This is a genomic window from Salmonella sp. SAL00672 (genome assembly GCF_046552175.1).
GTDB classification, from domain to species: domain Bacteria; phylum Pseudomonadota; class Gammaproteobacteria; order Enterobacterales; family Enterobacteriaceae; genus Salmonella; species Salmonella enterica.
The window spans coordinates 363,624-381,739 of the sequence record NZ_JBGDUQ010000003.1 but is presented as its reverse complement, the minus strand read 5'-3'; the positions used below and the strand labels follow the sequence as shown (position 1 = coordinate 381,739).

21 protein-coding genes and 1 pseudogene are annotated in these 18,116 nt (G+C 54.1%); 15 read left to right on the top strand and 7 right to left on the bottom strand.

What is annotated here, in order from left to right:
* Positions 1-7: 7 nt before the first annotated feature.
* From queA to ACLJTG_RS11725, 9 genes are all read left to right on the top strand, one after another.
* Positions 8-1,072 (top strand): tRNA preQ1(34) S-adenosylmethionine ribosyltransferase-isomerase QueA, encoded by a 1,065-nt coding sequence (gene queA / locus ACLJTG_RS11765; RefSeq protein ID WP_001266522.1) that lies wholly within the window; start codon positions 8-10, stop codon positions 1,070-1,072.
* Between the two features lie 196 nt (positions 1,073-1,268).
* On the top strand, positions 1,269-2,396 hold the full coding sequence (gene tgt / locus ACLJTG_RS11760) for a tRNA guanosine(34) transglycosylase Tgt (protein ID WP_000667305.1): 1,128 nt from the start codon (positions 1,269-1,271) through the stop codon (positions 2,394-2,396).
* A 22-nt stretch (positions 2,397-2,418) separates the two neighbouring features.
* Positions 2,419-2,751: a preprotein translocase subunit YajC gene (gene yajC, locus ACLJTG_RS11755; RefSeq protein WP_000007628.1), complete on the top strand. Its 333-nt coding sequence runs from the start codon at positions 2,419-2,421 to the stop codon at positions 2,749-2,751.
* A gap of 27 nt (positions 2,752-2,778) precedes the next feature.
* Positions 2,779-4,626 (top strand): protein translocase subunit SecD, encoded by a 1,848-nt coding sequence (gene secD, locus ACLJTG_RS11750; protein ID WP_000934811.1) that lies wholly within the window; start codon positions 2,779-2,781, stop codon positions 4,624-4,626.
* A gap of 10 nt (positions 4,627-4,636) precedes the next feature.
* Entirely contained in the window at positions 4,637-5,608 is a 972-nt protein-coding gene (gene secF / locus ACLJTG_RS11745; protein ID WP_000046629.1) for a protein translocase subunit SecF, read from the top strand.
* 144 nt (positions 5,609-5,752) lie between these two features.
* Positions 5,753-6,118: a VOC family protein gene (locus ACLJTG_RS11740; protein WP_000793035.1), complete on the top strand. Its 366-nt coding sequence runs from the start codon at positions 5,753-5,755 to the stop codon at positions 6,116-6,118.
* A 25-nt stretch (positions 6,119-6,143) separates the two neighbouring features.
* On the top strand, positions 6,144-6,836 hold the full coding sequence (locus ACLJTG_RS11735) for a helix-turn-helix transcriptional regulator (RefSeq protein WP_000198318.1): 693 nt from the start codon (positions 6,144-6,146) through the stop codon (positions 6,834-6,836).
* Between the two features lie 169 nt (positions 6,837-7,005).
* On the top strand, positions 7,006-7,353 hold the full coding sequence (gene yajD / locus ACLJTG_RS11730; RefSeq protein ID WP_000974818.1) for an HNH nuclease YajD: 348 nt from the start codon (positions 7,006-7,008) through the stop codon (positions 7,351-7,353).
* Between the two features lie 437 nt (positions 7,354-7,790).
* The gene (locus ACLJTG_RS11725) at positions 7,791-7,898 is read left to right on the top strand and encodes a type I toxin-antitoxin system toxin Ldr family protein (RefSeq protein WP_000176312.1); all 108 of its coding nucleotides are present in this window, start codon (positions 7,791-7,793) and stop codon (positions 7,896-7,898) included.
* Between the two features lie 83 nt (positions 7,899-7,981).
* Here the strand turns inward: ACLJTG_RS11725 and ACLJTG_RS11720 are convergent, their stop codons facing one another.
* Positions 7,982-8,845, bottom strand: coding sequence for a nucleoside-specific channel-forming protein Tsx (locus ACLJTG_RS11720; RefSeq protein ID WP_000752021.1), 864 nt, complete (start codon positions 8,843-8,845; stop codon positions 7,982-7,984).
* A gap of 299 nt (positions 8,846-9,144) precedes the next feature.
* Positions 9,145-9,684, bottom strand: a complete 540-nt coding sequence (locus ACLJTG_RS11715) for a DUF3251 domain-containing protein (RefSeq protein ID WP_000198484.1) — start codon at positions 9,682-9,684, stop codon at positions 9,145-9,147.
* Between the two features lie 151 nt (positions 9,685-9,835).
* On the opposite strand from ACLJTG_RS11715, the gene nrdR reads away from it, so the two are divergent.
* From nrdR to pgpA, 6 genes are all read left to right on the top strand, one after another.
* Complete coding sequence (gene nrdR / locus ACLJTG_RS11710; RefSeq protein WP_000543533.1) at positions 9,836-10,285, top strand: transcriptional regulator NrdR; 450 nt, start codon at positions 9,836-9,838, stop codon at positions 10,283-10,285.
* A 3-nt stretch (positions 10,286-10,288) separates the two neighbouring features.
* Positions 10,289-11,392 (top strand): bifunctional diaminohydroxyphosphoribosylaminopyrimidine deaminase/5-amino-6-(5-phosphoribosylamino)uracil reductase RibD, encoded by a 1,104-nt coding sequence (gene ribD / locus ACLJTG_RS11705; RefSeq protein ID WP_001150216.1) that lies wholly within the window; start codon positions 10,289-10,291, stop codon positions 11,390-11,392.
* An 88-nt stretch (positions 11,393-11,480) separates the two neighbouring features.
* On the top strand, positions 11,481-11,951 hold the full coding sequence (gene ribE / locus ACLJTG_RS11700; RefSeq protein ID WP_001021372.1) for a 6,7-dimethyl-8-ribityllumazine synthase: 471 nt from the start codon (positions 11,481-11,483) through the stop codon (positions 11,949-11,951).
* A 20-nt stretch (positions 11,952-11,971) separates the two neighbouring features.
* Positions 11,972-12,391, top strand: coding sequence for a transcription antitermination factor NusB (nusB, locus tag ACLJTG_RS11695; protein WP_000801129.1), 420 nt, complete (start codon positions 11,972-11,974; stop codon positions 12,389-12,391).
* Positions 12,392-12,469: 78 nt separating this feature from the next.
* Positions 12,470-13,450: a thiamine-phosphate kinase gene (gene thiL, locus ACLJTG_RS11690; protein ID WP_000752133.1), complete on the top strand. Its 981-nt coding sequence runs from the start codon at positions 12,470-12,472 to the stop codon at positions 13,448-13,450.
* Positions 13,428-13,943: a phosphatidylglycerophosphatase A gene (pgpA, locus tag ACLJTG_RS11685; protein ID WP_000154063.1), complete on the top strand. Its 516-nt coding sequence runs from the start codon at positions 13,428-13,430 to the stop codon at positions 13,941-13,943. The genes thiL and pgpA overlap by 23 nt, the downstream gene beginning before the upstream one ends.
* Positions 13,944-13,947: 4 nt before the next feature.
* Here pgpA and ACLJTG_RS11680 read toward each other — a convergent pair.
* The 5 genes and pseudogenes from ACLJTG_RS11680 to xseB all read right to left on the bottom strand — a co-directional run.
* Positions 13,948-14,039: pseudogene (locus ACLJTG_RS11680) on the bottom strand (hypothetical protein); the annotation flags it as partial.
* A 7-nt stretch (positions 14,040-14,046) separates the two neighbouring features.
* Positions 14,047-15,021, bottom strand: a complete 975-nt coding sequence (locus ACLJTG_RS11675) for an aldo/keto reductase (RefSeq protein ID WP_021000004.1) — start codon at positions 15,019-15,021, stop codon at positions 14,047-14,049.
* A gap of 56 nt (positions 15,022-15,077) precedes the next feature.
* Positions 15,078-16,940, bottom strand: a complete 1,863-nt coding sequence (dxs, locus tag ACLJTG_RS11670; protein WP_000006777.1) for a 1-deoxy-D-xylulose-5-phosphate synthase — start codon at positions 16,938-16,940, stop codon at positions 15,078-15,080.
* A gap of 23 nt (positions 16,941-16,963) precedes the next feature.
* On the bottom strand, positions 16,964-17,863 hold the full coding sequence (ispA, locus tag ACLJTG_RS11665) for a (2E,6E)-farnesyl diphosphate synthase (RefSeq protein WP_000348076.1): 900 nt from the start codon (positions 17,861-17,863) through the stop codon (positions 16,964-16,966).
* Positions 17,864-18,106, bottom strand: coding sequence for an exodeoxyribonuclease VII small subunit (gene xseB / locus ACLJTG_RS11660; RefSeq protein WP_001124944.1), 243 nt, complete (start codon positions 18,104-18,106; stop codon positions 17,864-17,866).
* Positions 18,107-18,116: the final 10 nt, after the last annotated feature.

The following is an 18,116-nucleotide window of genomic DNA, read 5'->3' as shown; positions in this document are numbered from 1 at the left end:
CAGAGTCATGCGCGTTACCGATTTTTCCTTTGAACTACCCGAATCCCTGATTGCCCACTACCCACAGCCGGAACGCAGTCGCTGCCGTTTGCTGTCATTAGAGGGGCCGACGGGCGCGCTGACGCACGGTACTTTCACCGATCTGCTCGATAAGCTCAACCCTGGCGATTTGCTGGTCTTCAATAATACCCGCGTGATCCCGGCGCGGCTCTTTGGCCGTAAAGCCAGCGGCGGCAAGATAGAAGTGCTGGTCGAACGTATGCTCGATGATAAACGCATCCTGGCGCATATTCGCGCTTCTAAAGCGCCAAAACCGGGCACGGAACTGCTACTGGGCGACGACGAAAGTATCCACGCGACCATGACCGCGCGTCACGGCGCTCTGTTTGAAGTTGAGTTTAATGACCCGCGTCCGGTGCTGGATATTCTTAACGCCATCGGCCATATGCCGTTGCCGCCGTACATCGACCGCCCGGACGAGGACGCCGACCGCGAACTGTACCAGACGGTCTACAGTGAAAAACCGGGCGCCGTCGCCGCGCCGACCGCGGGGCTGCACTTTGATGAGCCGCTGCTGGCGGCGCTTCGTGAGAAAGGTATCGAAATGGCGTTTGTTACGCTACACGTAGGCGCGGGCACTTTCCAGCCAGTGCGTGTCGATACCATTGAAGATCACATCATGCACTCCGAATATGCTGAGGTGCCGCAGGAGGTGGTCGACGCGGTGCTGGCGGCGAAAGCGCGTGGCAACCGGGTTATCGCTGTCGGCACCACCTCGGTACGCTCACTGGAGAGCGCGGCACAGGCGGCAAAAAACGATTTGATAGAGCCGTTCTTCGGCGATACGCAAATCTTTATTTATCCAGGTTATCAATACAAAGTGATTGATGCGCTGATCACCAACTTTCATCTGCCGGAATCGACGTTGATTATGCTGGTTTCCGCATTTGCCGGTTATCAACACACCATGAATGCCTATAAGACTGCGGTAGAACAAAAATATCGCTTTTTTAGCTACGGGGACGCGATGTTTATCACGTACAATCCGCAGGCTATTTCTGAGCGTCCGTAAGAAGGCTATCTCACTTGCCATTTTGACGCCGGGCAGTGCTCGCCATCCTCACGTACTGCGTGTACGCTCCGGTGGCTGTGCGCTGGCCGACCCCAAACTGGCTGCGCCGATGACGCCTTCGGGAATTTATTAGCTATGGAATCATTCCGTAGCGAGTCGTTAAACGTCGGACTGTTTTTCTGACGCAGGAGTGATAATGAAATTTGAGTTAGATACCACCGATGGTCGCGCGCGTCGCGGTCGTCTGGTGTTTGATCGTGGCGTAGTGGAAACGCCTGCTTTTATGCCTGTGGGTACTTACGGTACCGTGAAAGGCATGACGCCGGAAGAAGTGGAAGCGACCGGCGCGCAGATTATTCTCGGCAACACTTTCCACCTGTGGCTGCGCCCGGGTCAGGAAATCATGAAGCTGCATGGCGATCTGCACGATTTTATGCAGTGGAAAGGGCCGATTCTCACCGATTCCGGCGGCTTCCAGGTCTTCAGCCTCGGCGATATTCGTAAGATTACCGAGCAAGGCGTGCACTTCCGTAACCCGATCAACGGCGATCCGATTTTCCTCGATCCGGAAAAGTCGATGGAGATCCAGTACGATCTCGGTTCCGATATCGTGATGATCTTTGATGAATGTACGCCGTACCCGGCAGACTGGGACTATGCTAAACGCTCAATGGAGATGTCGTTGCGTTGGGCGAAGCGTAGCCGCGACCGTTTTGATAGCCTTGGCAATAAGAATGCGCTTTTTGGCATCATTCAGGGCAGCGTTTACGAAGATTTACGCGATATCTCGGTGAAAGGTCTGGTAGAGATTGGCTTTGATGGCTACGCTGTCGGCGGTTTGGCTGTCGGTGAGCCGAAAGCAGATATGCACCGCATTCTGGAGCACGTTTGCCCGCAGATCCCGGCTGACAAACCGCGTTACCTGATGGGCGTGGGTAAACCGGAAGATCTGGTGGAAGGGGTGCGTCGCGGTATTGATATGTTTGACTGTGTCATGCCAACGCGAAATGCCCGTAATGGTCATTTGTTTGTGACCGACGGCGTGGTGAAGATTCGTAATGCAAAGCATAAAAGCGACACCAGCCCGCTTGACGCCGAGTGCGATTGCTACACCTGTCGCAATTATTCACGCGCTTACTTGCATCATCTCGACCGTTGCAACGAAATATTAGGTGCGCGTCTCAATACCATTCATAACTTGCGTTACTACCAGCGTTTGATGGCGGGTTTACGCAAGGCTATTGAAGAGGGTAAATTAGAGAGCTTCGTAACCGAGTTTTACCAACGTCAGGGGCGACCCGTTCCACCTTTGAACGTTGATTAATTTTAATAATGAGGGAATTTGAATGAGCTTTTTTATTTCTGATGCGGTAGCGGCAACAGGTGCTCCAGCGCAGGGCAGCCCGATGTCTCTGATTTTAATGCTGGTGGTGTTTGGTCTGATTTTCTATTTCATGATCCTGCGCCCGCAGCAGAAGCGCACCAAAGAGCACAAAAAGCTGATGGACTCCATTGCGAAAGGTGATGAAGTTCTGACGAATGGCGGTCTGGTCGGTCGAGTGACCAAAGTAGCGGAAGCCGGCTACATTGCCATCGCGCTGAATGACACCACGGAAGTGGTTATCAAACGTGACTTCGTAGCTGCCGTTCTGCCGAAAGGCACCATGAAGGCGCTGTAATATTTCGTTTTCCCAAAGGGAACTGCCGTGTTAAACCGTTATCCTTTGTGGAAGTACATCATGCTGGTCGTCGTGATTATCGTCGGCCTGCTTTACGCACTTCCCAACCTGTATGGTGAGGATCCGGCTGTTCAAATCACTGGCGTGCGCGGCGTCGCCGCCAGTGAGCAAACGCTGATCCAGGTCCAGAAAACGTTACAAGAAGAAAAAATTCCCGCTAAGTCTGTGGCACTGGAAGAGGGCGCTATTCTTGCGCGCTTCGACACCACCGATACCCAGCTACGCGCCCGTGAAGCGCTGATGAGCGTGCTGGGGGATAAATATGTCGTGGCGCTTAACCTTGCGCCGGCTACGCCGCGCTGGTTGGCGGCTATTCACGCCGATCCGATGAAGCTCGGTCTTGATCTGCGCGGCGGCGTTCACTTCCTGATGGAAGTGGATATGGATACCGCGTTAGGTAAACTCCAGGAACAAAATATCGATAGCCTGCGCAGCGATCTGCGTGAAAAAGGCATTCCTTATACCACCGTTCGTAAAGAAAATAATTATGGGTTGAGCATCACGTTCCGTGACAGCAAAGCGCGTGATGAGGCGATCGCCTATCTGACGCCGCGTCATCGTGACCTGGTGATTTCCAGCCAGAGCGGCAATCAACTTCGCGCGGTAATGACCGATGCGCGCCTGAGCGAAGCGCGTGAATACGCCGTTCAGCAGAACATTAATATTCTGCGTAACCGTGTTAACCAACTGGGCGTCGCGGAGCCTGTCGTACAACGCCAGGGCGCAGACCGTATTGTGGTTGAGCTGCCGGGTATCCAGGATACCGCTCGCGCGAAAGAAATTCTCGGCGCGACCGCGACGCTGGAATTCCGTCTGGTGAATACCAACGTTGACCAAGCCGCCGCTGCTGCCGGGCGCGTACCGGGCGATTCCGAAGTGAAACAGACCCGCGAAGGTCAGCCGGTGGTATTGTACAAACGCGTGATCCTCACCGGCGACCATATCACCGACTCGACGTCCAGCCAGGATGAATATAACCAACCGCAGGTTAACATCTCGCTGGATAGCGCAGGCGGCAATATCATGTCTAACTTCACTAAGGACAATATCGGCAAACCGATGGCGACCCTGTTTGTGGAGTATAAAGACAGTGGTAAGAAAGACGCTAACGGTCGCGCCGTACTGGTGAAACAGGAAGAGGTGATTAACATTGCCAACATCCAGTCTCGGCTGGGTAACAGCTTCCGTATTACCGGTATCAGCAACCCGAACGAAGCGCGTCAGCTCTCGTTGTTGCTGCGTGCGGGTGCCCTGATTGCGCCGATTCAGATCGTTGAAGAGCGCACCATTGGCCCGACTTTGGGTATGCAAAATATTAAGCAGGGCCTGGAAGCCTGTCTGGCCGGTCTGGTGGTCTCCATCCTGTTCATGATCTTCTTCTATAAGAAGTTTGGTCTGATTGCGACCAGCGCGTTAGTGGCTAACCTGGTGTTGATTGTCGGTATCATGTCGCTGTTGCCGGGGGCAACGCTCAGTATGCCGGGGATTGCGGGTATCGTGTTAACCCTTGCGGTGGCGGTCGACGCCAACGTTCTGATTAACGAACGTATCAAAGAAGAGTTGAGTAATGGCCGCACGGTACAGCAGGCGATAAACGAAGGCTATGCCGGCGCGTTCAGTTCCATCTTCGATGCGAACATCACGACGCTGATTAAAGTCATCATTCTGTATGCCGTTGGTACCGGGGCAATTAAAGGGTTCGCGATTACGACCGGTATCGGTGTGGCGACGTCGATGTTTACCGCAATTATCGGTACGCGTGCTATCGTAAACCTGCTATATGGCGGCAAGCGCGTCACTAAGCTGTCAATCTGAGGAGTGCGATGTGGCACAGGAATACACTGTTGAACAACTAAACCACGGCCGTAAAGTCTATGACTTTATGCGCTGGGACTTCTGGGCATTCGGCATCTCCGGGCTGTTGCTGATCGCGGCCATTGTCATTATGGGTGTACGCGGGTTTAACTGGGGGCTGGATTTCACCGGTGGTACGGTAATTGAAATCACACTGGAAAAACCGGCTGAAATGGACGTGATGCGCGAAGCGCTGCAAAAAGCGGGCTATGAAGAGCCGCAGTTGCAGAACTTTGGCAGCAGTCACGACATTATGGTGCGTATGCCGCCAACCGAAGGTGAAACCGGCGGTCAGGTACTGGGTAGCAAAGTGGTGACGATCATTAATGAAGCCACCAACCAGAACGCGGCCGTGAAGCGTATTGAATTCGTGGGGCCAAGCGTGGGCGCCGATCTGGCGCAAACCGGCGCCATGGCGCTGCTGGTGGCGTTGATCTCTATCCTCGTTTATGTCGGTTTCCGCTTTGAGTGGCGACTGGCGGCAGGGGTGGTCATCGCGCTGGCGCACGACGTGATCATTACGCTGGGGATACTGTCGCTTTTCCATATCGAGATTGACCTGACCATTGTGGCATCGTTGATGTCGGTGATCGGTTACTCGCTGAACGACAGTATCGTGGTCTCCGACCGTATTCGTGAAAACTTCCGCAAAATCCGTCGCGGGACGCCTTACGAAATCTTTAACGTGTCGCTGACCCAGACGCTACACCGTACGTTGATTACCTCCGGTACGACGTTAGTGGTAATTTTGATGCTGTACCTCTTCGGCGGTCCGGTACTGGAAGGCTTCTCGCTGACGATGCTGATCGGTGTCTCTATTGGTACGGCATCTTCTATCTATGTCGCATCGGCGCTGGCGCTGAAACTCGGTATGAAGCGCGAGCATATGCTGCAGCAGAAAGTCGAAAAAGAAGGGGCGGATCAGCCGTCCATTCTGCCGTAAACACGTATTTAAGTGTTATCTGAATCCCGGTCATGCGATCGGGATTTTTTTTATGTACCATGACGATAAACATTACTGACAGTATGCTGTCAGGAGCCCTGCCATACACTCCTCATGAATTTACCCACACTCGCAGGAGGATGTATGAAAAACTTGATTAACTGGTTTGAAATTCCAGTTACTGATATGGCGCGTGCAATCGCCTTTTATGAGCAAGTGATGCAGATATCGTTACGTCGGGAAACCATGGATGGGGCGGACCTGGCCGTATTTCCGTATGCTGAACCCGGACCCGGCGGAGCGCTGATAAAGCAGGATGATGTCGCTCCAGTTGCGCAGGGAGTCGTTATTTATCTGCATACCGCCGATTTGTTAGCCTCGATTGAACGTGTCGTCCTTGCCGGTGGCAAGTGTGTTCTGGAACCCATGGTTCCCGGAGATGACATTGGAACCATCGCGTTGTTTATTGACAGCGAAGGTAACCGAATAGGTTTACATCAACCTGCGTGATATTTGCTAAATGTAGAGAGTCAATATGACCAGACGCGCTGACCGTTTGTTTCAGATCGTGCAAATTTTGCGGGGTAGACGACTGACGACGGCAGCGCTGTTGGCACAGCGGCTTGCGGTTTCTGAACGGACAATTTATCGCGATATTCGCGATCTGTCGTTATCCGGTGTGCCTGTCGAAGGTGAAGCGGGGAGCGGATACCGTTTAATGGCGGGTTTTGATCTGCCGCCCTTGATGCTTACCCATCGTGAATCGGAAGCACTGATGGTGGCTATACGGTTATTGAAAACCTGGGGCGGCGATTCGCTATCGCGCGAGCTTGAATCCGCCCAGGAAAAAGTGTTGGCTATTTTACCGGAAGAGAGCCGTCGTAAAGCGGAGCAGACACGGATTTACGCTCCGGATTTGGGTACATCTCCACATTCGCGCAGCGCGTTTGATCTTATCCATCAGGCCGTTTCGGCGCAGCAGGTGTTGGCGCTACATTATCGTGATGAAGCGGGGCATCTCTCTTCGCGGGATATACAACCGCTGGGATTGTTTTTCTGGGGAGAGCACTGGCTGCTGGTTGCCTGGTGTGAGAGACGGGAAGACTATCGGTGTTTTCGCCTCGATCGCTGTTTACAAATTACTCCGCTTAACCGGCGATTTCGTGAAACAATCGACCGTTCTTTGCGTGATTTTTTGCGTAAAGTCGAGCACGAAAAAATGCCGTAAGATGTGATAGCGATACCTCTAACGCTTGTAAAACGGGTTGATTGGTCATCAGTTTGCCTGAAATAGCCTTGCTTACCTGGATATATAAGTTGCACAGAATCATTGCTAAAAGCCCGGCTTCGCGGGAAACTGCGCATAACCCTTTGTATTATTCAGGTACCTGTTAATTATGGCTATCATCCCAAAAAACTACGCGCGCCTGGAAAGCGGCTATCGTGAAAAAGCGCTGAAGCTGTTTCCGTGGGTGTGCGGACGTTGTTCCCGTGAGTTTGTGTATTCAAATCTGCGTGAGCTGACGGTGCATCATATCGATCATGACCACACCAATAACCCGGAAGACGGCAGCAACTGGGAGCTATTGTGCCTCTACTGCCACGATCACGAGCATTCCAAATATACCGAAGCCGATCAGTACGGTTCGACGGTCATTGCCGGGGAAGATGCGCAAAAAGATGTCGGCGAGGCGACTTATAACCCGTTTGCCGATCTGAAAGCGATGATGAACAAAAAGAAATAAGCAGACTGCTGACAAAGCTGTTGGTGTTGTTGAATGTTAGGTTACGCTTCGCTCCACCCAACGGAATCCGCAATATAAATGAATTATTGGTTTTCGTAGGTCGGATGCAATCTGACATTTTTTCAGCCCCGGAGTTTGTCGCCAGCCCCAAACGTCCTGTAACGCATACATTGTCACTGGAGTCCCGATCGCAAGGTTGGGATTTTTTTGTTTTTAATTCATGCCGATACTGGCGAGCAGAGTAGAATCAGCGGTAAGCCGGGGCAACCCGGTGAGGCGCAATGTTGCGGGGGCTTGATCCCCGGTGGCCTTGTCGCTGGAAAGAGAAAACCCCCGCACATTGTTCGGTATTCACCGGCAACATTACGGGGGCTAACTTGACTCCAGACAAGTTGAGGATAGCCGCGAACCGTTGCCATTGCAACAAAGGCGGCAATATGACGCTCACAGAGTTGAGCATTACTATCTGGCACGATCTGGCGGCACCAACGCTGGTCGGGATTGCGACAGGTCTGTTTTTAGGCTGGTGGCATCGCCGGAAGTAATGTGAAGTGGGCGCGACTCGCCGCCGCATGGCAGCATGCGCCCGAAACGGGCCAGAGGACGACCTCTGGCCTTTTTTGCAGGTTTAGAAGTTGTAACCCACGACCAGGTAGCCGCCCCAGCCGGTAGATTTCGCGCTGAAATCGCCGTCGCCCCAGTTCAGTTTTGCGCCATTCTGCCACTGTCCGCCGTTATGGAAGTAACGCGCAACGACCGAGTAGTGCCAGTGATCGTAGTTCAGCGCCAGGATATGGCTGGAAGCGATGGAGTTGCTGGTACGGTTCGGATCGTCGCCTAAATCAGATCCCCAGTCAAAGTTGGTAAAGCCGATATAGCTCAGTTTACCGCCCCACAGATCGGTGATGGGGACGAAGTATTTCACTTTGAAACGGTAGCCGTCCCATTCGTTTTCATTGGACGCGCCGTAGTTTTGCCACTGATATTTCGCATACACGTTCAGCGACAGGCCCATCGGCAGGCCGGTGTCGATATCGGTCCCCAGACCCATATACCACGTGCTCTGGCGGCTGGCTTTGTTATCGCCCATATCGTAGATGTAGTTGTTGGCGAAATACCACTCTTTAAACGGGCCGAAGCTCAGGTCTGCGCCGGTCAGCTTATCAATTGAGAAACGCGGTTCGATTTCCATGAACAGCGGAGAACCGTCGGACCAGATACCTTTATCGTTGCCGTTACCCCAATCAAAGGTTTTGGGAATATCGATATAGCCGTAGAAATCAAACCAGTCTTTTTTGGCAAATGCTTCATATTCCAGATAGACGTCGTTGTTCAATTTCGGCGAGAAACGGGTATGGTAGCTGCCTACCACGTTTACGCTCTGGTGCCACCAGTCGGACAAATACTGCGGCTGATCATTTTCTGCTGCGTTAGCAGTAAAAGATGAGGTGAGCGCCAGCGCTGCGCTGACTGCGAGTAAAGTTTTTTTCATATGTATGCCACTGTTTGAAATCCCTTGCGGGAGTGAAAAGAACGCAATTTGCGTTTCTAAATATTTCGTGTTTCTGCGGAGCCTATTATAAAAATCATTGCTCACAAAAATATGTCTTGTTTCACATATCTATCATTTACGTAATCGATTGCGTTCACGTTTGCGCATTTTAGACGCGGCGACAGTACTATCTTTCATGAATATTACCAATCCATGTCATAAATGACGGAAATGTCAGTAGGGCAACAAAAGTCGCGCGGGGGATGTTGCGGAACGCACAAAACGCTCCGCCAGAACGTTTATTGATTAACAGGCTGAATATCATGGATGCGAATGAAGCCTAACTGCGCCGGTGTGATCCCCTTCAACGGTAACGAAATATTGACATCACTGGGCGCCAGCAAGCTGGCAGGGGCATTTACCAGAAGGCTCTGTGCATTCACCTCCTGATAGTTCTCCGTAGTGCCCTGAAGTTGCCCGTACTCTACGGTAGCGCTGAATGCCGGCAGCGGATCGCGGGACTCGCCCTGAATGTGTAACGTTGCGTGAGCGCCGTCTGCGACAGGCGTAATTTCCAGCAATGTCATACGTAGCGTACCGATCTGGCTCTCCAGCCGGGCAGGCGTATTGGCGCCAGGCAACAAATAGACGCCGCGGGTTGACTCCGCATTCAGCTTATTTTGTTGGGTAATTTTTACCGTTTCCTGATTCAGTTGGGTCATCTCTTTATTCAGGGTGCTAATGCTTTGATGCATCTGGCGAACTTCGCTCTGCGGCGCGCAGGCGGTCAGGCTCAAGAGACTTCCCACCAGGAGAATTCTTAGGTAACGTCTTGTCATGTCGATCATTTCCTTCATGGTTCGATAGCGTAATGGTAGTGCGCTATACGCACAAAGGCACCGATCCTTTATCTCAAAAGCGCTCCGCCTTTGTTGTCGCGCCAGTTCAGGGTAAAATAGCATTTCCTAAATCATCTGGTCAGGACGCCGTATGCATTGCCCATTTTGTTTCGCCGTAGATACCAAAGTCATTGACTCTCGTCTTGTAGGCGAGGGCTCGTCCGTGCGCCGCCGTCGGCAGTGCCTGGTGTGTAATGAACGCTTTACGACCTTCGAAGTGGCTGAACTGGTCATGCCGCGCGTGATAAAAAGCAACGATGTGCGCGAACCCTTTAATGAGGATAAGCTGCGTAGCGGCATGTTGAGAGCGCTGGAAAAAAGACCCGTCAGCGCAGATGATGTTGAAATGGCATTGAACCATATTAAGTCACAATTACGTGCCACTGGGGAGCGTGAAGTTCCCAGCAAGATGATTGGCAACCTGGTCATGGAGCAGCTGAAAAAACTCGATAAAGTCGCGTATATTCGCTTTGCCTCCGTCTATCGCAGTTTCGAAGATATCAAAGACTTTGGCGAAGAAATCGCTCGCCTACAGGACTAAGCCATGCAGGATGAGTTTTACATGGCGCGAGCGCTCAAACTGGCGCAGCGTGGACGTTTCACCACTCACCCGAACCCTAATGTCGGCTGTGTCATTGTTAACAATGGCGACATCGTCGGCGAAGGTTATCACCATCGCGCCGGAGAGCCGCACGCCGAGGTCCATGCGCTGCGGATGGCGGGCGCAAAAGCCAAAGGCGCAACCGCCTATGTCACGCTTGAACCCTGTAGCCATCATGGGCGAACGCCGCCATGTTGCGATGCGCTGATTGCGGCCGGCGTCGCGCGCGTGGTCGCCGCGATGCAGGACCCGAACCCACAGGTCGCCGGGCGCGGACTGTATCGTCTGCAACAGGCGGGTATTGCGGTCAGCCACGGGTTAATGATGAGTGAAGCGGAGGCGCTCAATAAAGGCTTCCTCAAGCGGATGCGTACCGGATTCCCTTATCTTCAGCTTAAACTGGGCGCCTCCGTCGACGGACGGACGGCGATGGCCAGCGGCGAAAGCCAGTGGATCACCTCGCCGCAGGCCCGGCGTGACGTTCAGCGCTTGCGTGCGCAAAGCCACGCTATCTTAACCAGTAGCGCGACGGTATTGGCTGACGATCCGGCCTTGACGGTGCGTTGGGCGGAGTTAGACGCCTCTACGCAGGCGTCTTACCCGCAGGAAAATCTGCGCCAGCCGGTGCGAATTGTTATCGACAGCCAAAACCGGGTAACGCCTGCGCATCGTATTGTGCAGCAGCCTGGCGAAACGTGGATCGCGCGTACCCAGGAAGATAGCCGCGCGTGGCCCGATGCGGTTCGTACTATCAGCGTGCCGGCGCACAACGGACATTTGGATCTGGTTGTGCTGATGATGCAGTTAGGCAGGCAGCAGATTAATAGCATATGGGTTGAAGCCGGACCGGGACTGGCGGGCGCGTTGCTGCAAGCCGGGCTGGTGGATGAACTGATTGTCTATGTCGCGCCTAAATTGTTGGGAACCCAAGCGCGGGGATTATGCGAATTGCCGGGGCTTGAGAAGCTCGCCGACGCGCCGCAATTTACCTTCAGCGAAATACGTCATGTCGGCCCGGATGTTTGCCTGCATATGGTGAGCGCATGAGTTCTCCCGTCGAAAGGGGAGCAGCGCTCAAATTATTATGATAAAATCCGCCCCCCTGCGGGGCCAAATGAACCCTGGAAGAGAGAATATGAACATTATTAAAGCTAACGTTGCAGCCCCTGACGCTCGTGTCGCCATCACTATTGCGCGTTTCAATCAGTTTATCAACGACAGCCTGCTGGATGGCGCGGTTGATGCCCTGACGCGTATTGGTCAGGTAAAAGATGATAATATTACCGTAGTGTGGGTGCCTGGCGCCTATGAACTGCCGCTGGCGACCGAAGCGCTGGCGAAAAGCGGTAAATACGACGCCGTGGTTGCGCTGGGAACCGTGATTCGCGGGGGGACTGCGCACTTTGAATATGTGGCAGGCGGCGCCAGCAATGGCCTGGCAAGCGTTGCCCAGGACAGCGGCGTGCCGGTAGCCTTTGGTGTTCTGACCACCGAGAGTATTGAACAAGCCATCGAACGTGCTGGTACAAAAGCCGGTAATAAAGGCGCAGAAGCTGCGCTGACCGCGCTTGAAATGATTAATGTATTGAAAGCCATTAAGGCCTGATTTTTTGTAAGGGGAATTCCGTGAAACCTGCTGCTCGTCGCCGCGCCCGTGAGTGTGCCGTTCAGGCGCTTTACTCTTGGCAGTTGTCCCAGAACGACATCGCTGATGTTGAATACCAGTTCCTGGCGGAACAGGACGTAAAAGACGTCGACGTTCTCTATTTCCGTGAACTGCTATCCGGGGTGGCGACTAACAGCGCGTACCTGGATGGTTTAATGAAACCGTATCTGTCCCGCCTGCTTGAAGAGCTGGGACAGGTTGAAAAAGCCGTGCTGCGTATTGCGTTGTTTGAGCTGTCAAAACGCAGCGATGTGCCTTATAAAGTGGCCATCAACGAAGCGATTGAACTGGCGAAAACCTTTGGCGCTGAAGACAGCCACAAATTCGTCAACGGCGTACTGGATAAAGCAGCTCCGGTGATTCGCCCCAACAAAAAGTGATTCACAGGCCGGAAAGATAGCGGGCGATCGATACCCGCCGTCTCCGGCCTTTTCTTTTTTTCTGCTGAGGCATAACGTATGGCATGTGGCGAGTTTTCCCTGATTGCCCGTTATTTTGACCGTGTAAGAAGCTCTCGTCTTGATGTTGAAACCGGTATTGGCGACGATTGCGCGCTCCTGAATATTCCTGAAAAGCAGACCCTGGCGATCAGTACCGATACGCTGGTGGCGGGCATCCATTTCTTACCCGATATCGATCCTGCCGATCTGGCGTATAAAGCGCTGGCGGTGAATTTAAGCGATCTGGCGGCGATGGGCGCCGATCCGGCATGGTTAACGCTGGCGCTCACGCTTCCTGACGTCGATGAGGCGTGGCTTGCCGCGTTCAGTGACAGCCTGTTTGAACAACTGGATTACTACGACATGCAGCTCATTGGCGGCGATACCACGCGCGGCCCGCTGTCGATGACGCTCGGTATTCATGGCCTTGTGCCAGCCGGTCGGGCGCTGAAACGTTCTGGCGCAAAACCGGGCGACTGGATTTATGTTACTGGCACGTTGGGCGATAGCGCTGCCGGGCTGGCGATTCTACGGGGTGATTTTCGCGTGGGAAGCTGGGGGGATGCCGACTATCTGGTCAAACGCCATCTGCGCCCGACGCCGCGTATTTTACAAGGGCAGGCGCTACGCGATCTCGCCAGTTCAGCGATCGATCTTTCCGACGGTTTGATTTCCGATCTTGGTCACATTCTGCAAGCCAGCAACTGTGGCGCGCGAATCGATTTGGAGGCGCTGCCTGACTCCGAAGAACTGTGGGGACATGCCAATGATCCCGAACAAAAGCTGCGCTGGATGTTATCCGGCGGCGAAGATTATGAACTGTGCTTTACCGTCCCGGAGCTGAACCGTGGCGCGCTGGATGTCGCGCTTGGTCATCTGGGCGTGCCGTTTACCTGTATCGGGCAAATGACGGCGGATATCGAAGGGATCGCCTTTGTGCGTGACGGAGAACCTGTCACTTTTGACTGGAAAGGATATGACCATTTTGCCACGCCATAAAGATGTTGCGAAAAGCCGCCTGAATTTGCGCAATCCGTGGCATCTGCTCGCTACCGGCTTTGGCAGCGGGCTGAGCCCCGTGGTGCCGGGCACGATGGGCTCGCTGGCGGCGATCCCCTTCTGGTATCTGATGACGTTTCTGCCGTGGCAGCTTTATTCGCTGGTCGTGATGTTTGGGATCTGCATTGGCGTTTATCTTTGCCATCAGACGGCGAAAGATATGGGCGTACACGACCACGGCAGTATTGTCTGGGATGAATTTATCGGTATGTGGATAACGCTAATGGCGTTGCCGACGACGGACTGGCAGTGGGTGGCTGCCGGGTTCGTTATTTTCCGCATTCTGGATATGTGGAAACCCTGGCCGATCCGTTGGTTTGATCGCAACGTGCACGGCGGCATGGGAATTATGATCGATGATATCGTCGCCGGCGTGATATCCGCTGGCATACTGTATTTTATCGGTCATCACTGGCCGCTCGGTATTATTTAAAGGGTTTGCCGGATGGCGGCGTAAACGCCTTATCCGGCCTATCCCCGAACAATATGTCGATTTCGCAGGCCCGATAAGCGCCGCGCCATCGGGCAATGGCAGATTATTTAAATCCCACCACCGGATGCTGTTTGTACGGCGTTTCGAGTTCAGCAATCTGCTCCGGTTTGAGCGTTAAATCAACGGCATTCAGCAACTCATCTAACTGCTCTTCACGCGAAGCGCCGATAATCGGCGCGGCGACGCCTCGTTTACTGAGTAGCCAGGCCAGCGCGACCTGCGCTCGCGTTGCGCCAAGCGCCTCGCTGACGCCAGCCAGCCGTTCCGCTATTTGCGCATCATTTTTATCGCTTTCAGCGTATAAATTTTTACCCACGTCATCCGAGACCAGGCGGGCCGTGGTTTCTCCCCAGGGGCGAGTTAAGCGCCCGCGCGCCAGCGGACTCCACGGAATCACGGCGACGCCTTCCTGCCAGCACAGCGGTAGCATCTCACGCTCTTCCTCGCGGTAGATCAGGTTATAGTGATCCTGCATGGTGACAAACGGCGCCCAGCCGTGTTGTTTTTGTAGCGCCAGCGCCTGGGCAAATTGTGAGGCGTGCATTGAGGAAGCGCCGATATAGCGGGCTTTACCCGCCTTTACCACGTCGTTTAGCGCTTCCAGAGTCTCTTCTATCGGCGTGGTGTAATCCCAGCGGTGGATTTGCAGGATATCGACATACTCCATTCCCAGACGGGTGAGGCTATCGTCAATAGAGCGCAGGATTTGCGCGCGGGACAATCCTTCCGGCAGATCGCCGACGCGATGGAAGACTTTCGTCGCTACCACCACCTCGTCGCGCCGGGTGAAATCACGCAGCGCGCGACCGACAATCTCTTCGCTGCTGCCGTCGGAGTAGCTGTTGGCGGTATCAAAAAAGTTAATGCCGCCCTCCAGGGCGCGCTTGATGATGGGACGGCTGCTCTCTTCGGGAAGCGTCCAGGCGTGATTGCCGCGACTCGGCTCGCCGAATGTCATACAGCCCAGACAAAGGCGGGATACCCGAAGATCTGTATTTCCTAACGTGTTGTATTGCATGACTCCGCTCCTGTTATACCCGTCACTCTTCAAGCATAGCAGGAGCAAAGAGGGGATTATGCCAGCCAGGCCTTGATTTTGGCTTCAATGCCTGCGGCGTCAAGCCCCAGTTCCGCGCGGGCTTCTTCCTGCGTTCCTTGCGGGATAAAGAAATCCGGAAGACCGATATTCAGCACAGGTACAGGTTTACGATGGGCCATTAGCACTTCGTTTACGCCGCTGCCAGCGCCGCCCATAATGGCGTTTTCTTCCAGCGTCACCAGCGCGTCATGCTGCGCGGCCATCTCCAGAATTAACGTGTCGTCCAGCGGCTTAACAAAGCGCATGTCGACCAGCGTGGCGTTCAGCGCTTCGGCGACTTTCGCCGCCTCAGGCATTAAGGTGCCAAAGTTCAGAATCGCCAGTTTTTCGCCATGACGCTTCACAAGGCCTTTACCAATAGGCAGTTTTTCCAGCGGGGTTAGCGCCACGCCCTGCGCATTACCGCGTGGATAACGTACTGCCGTCGGGCCGTCGTTATAGTGATACCCGGTAAATAACATCTGGCGACATTCGTTTTCGTCGCTTGGCGTCATGATCACCATATCCGGGATGCAGCGCAGATAGGAGAGATCGAACGCGCCCTGGTGTGTTTGCCCATCCGCGCCAACGATACCGGCGCGATCGATGGCGAACATGACCGGCAGTTTCTGGATAGCGACGTCATGGATGACCTGATCGTAGGCGCGTTGCAGGAAAGTAGAGTAGATCGCCACGACGGGCTTATAGCCGCCAATCGCCAGACCTGCGGCGAAGGTGACGGCATGCTGCTCGGCGATGGCGACGTCAAAATAGCGATCCGGGAATTTACGTGAAAATTCCACCATGCCGGAACCTTCGCGCATTGCCGGGGTGATCGCCATCAGCTTGCTGTCTTTGGCGGCAGTTTCACACAGCCAGTCACCGAAGATTTTTGAATAGCCTGGCAGACCGCCGCTGCTTTTCGGCAAACATCCGCTGGAAGGATCAAATTTAGGCACCGCATGGAAAGTGATCGGATCTTTTTCCGCGGGCTCATAGCCGCGGCCTTTCTTGGTCATGATATGCAGGAACTGCGGGCCTTTCAGGTCGCGCATGTTCTTCAATGTGCTGATAAGCCCCATGACATCGTGACCATCGACCGGCCCGATGTAGTTAAAGCCCAGCTCTTCGAACAGTGTGCCCGGCACAACCATGCCTTTAATATGTTCTTCGGTACGCTTGAGCAGTTCTTTAATTGGCGGTACGCCGGAGAAGACCTTTTTTCCGCCTTCGCGCAGAGAAGAGTAAAGTTTACCGGAAAGTAGCTGCGCCAGATGGTTGTTGAGCGCGCCGACGTTTTCCGAAATCGACATTTCATTGTCGTTCAGAATGACCAGCATGTCGGGTCGGATATCGCCTGCGTGATTCATTGCTTCAAACGCCATACCGGCGGTGATGGCGCCGTCGCCAATCACACAGACGGTGCGGCGATCTTTGCCTTCTTTCTCCGCCGCCACGGCAATACCGATACCGGCGCTGATGGAGGTGGAGGAATGCCCAACGCTCAGCACATCGTATTCGCTTTCTCCGCGCCACGGGAACGGGTGCAGACCGCCTTTCTGGCGAATGGTGCCGATTTTGTCGCGACGACCGGTAAGGATTTTATGTGGATAAGCCTGGTGTCCAACATCCCAGATTAGCTGGTCAAACGGGGTGTTGTAGACATAATGCAGCGCCACGGTAAGTTCTACCGTGCCCAGCCCGGAAGCGAAGTGCCCGCTGGAACGGCTTACGCTGTCGAGTAAGTAGCGGCGTAGCTCGTCGCAGAGTTTCGGCAGACTCTCTTTCGGTAACAGTCGTAACTCCTGGGTGGAGTCGACCAATGCCAGGGTAGGGTATTTGGCTATATCAAAACTCATCGCAAGCTCATTGGATATGGGGTTTATTTATCACGCTGGATTATGTAGTTCGCTAGCGCTTCCAGTGCCGAGGTGTCCAGTGATTGCGCGGCCAGCTGATGTAACGACTGACGGGCGTCCTCTATCAGGTCCCGGGCTTTATTCCGGGCTTGCTCAAGACCCAGAAGTGCAGGATAGGTACTTTTGCCAAGCTGCTGGTCTGCGCCCTGACGTTTACCTAACGTTGCAGTATCGCCCACCACATCCAGAATGTCATCCTGAACCTGGAAGGCAAGGCCGATACTCTCTGCATAGCGGTCAAGTATCGGCAGAGTATTCCGTCCTTTATCGCCCGCGCTCAACGCGCCAAGTCTAACGGCGGCGCGAATGAGCGCGCCGGTCTTATGGCGATGAATGCGTTCCAGCGCGTCCAGAGTGATCCGCTGGCCTTCTGCCGCCAGATCCAATGCCTGACCGCCGCACATACCGGCGATACCGCTGGCGTTTGCCAGTTCGGCGATCATCGCGATACGATCGCGATCGGTGACTTCCGGCATCGGCGCATCGCTGATAATGGCAAACGCCAGCGTCTGCAACGCGTCTCCCGCCAGGATTGCGTTGGCTTCGCCAAATTTAATATGGCAAGTCGGCAGGCCGCGACGCAAATCGTCATCGTCCATTGCTGGCAGGTCGTCATGGATCAGCGAATAGGCATGAATGCATTCGACCGCCGCAGCTGGCGCATCCAGCGTTGCCGTACTGACGCCAAACATTTGACCGGTGGCGTAAACCAGAAATGGCCGCAGGCGTTTACCGCCTAATAATGCGCCATACTGCATGGCTTCGACCACGGGAGTGTTCTGAAAGGGCAGTGGCGCGATAAAACGGCTCAGCGCCTGATTCGCTTGCGTTACGCAAGCCTGTAGCTGCTGCGTAAAGTCCATTTACTCATTATCCGCGATAAAAGGCTCAGGTGAAGCCTCTTCATTATCAGACAGCAAAATTTGCACGCGCTGTTCCGCCTGCTGCAGTTTTGCCTGCCCCTGACGCGCCAGCTGTACGCCGCGCTCGAATTCATTCAGCGCGTCTTCCAGCGGCAAATCGCCGCTTTCCAGGCGGGTAACAATATGTTCCAGCTCGCTCAGCGCAGTTTCAAAGCTGGCGGGCGCCTCATTTTTCTTCGGCATGATGACTGTT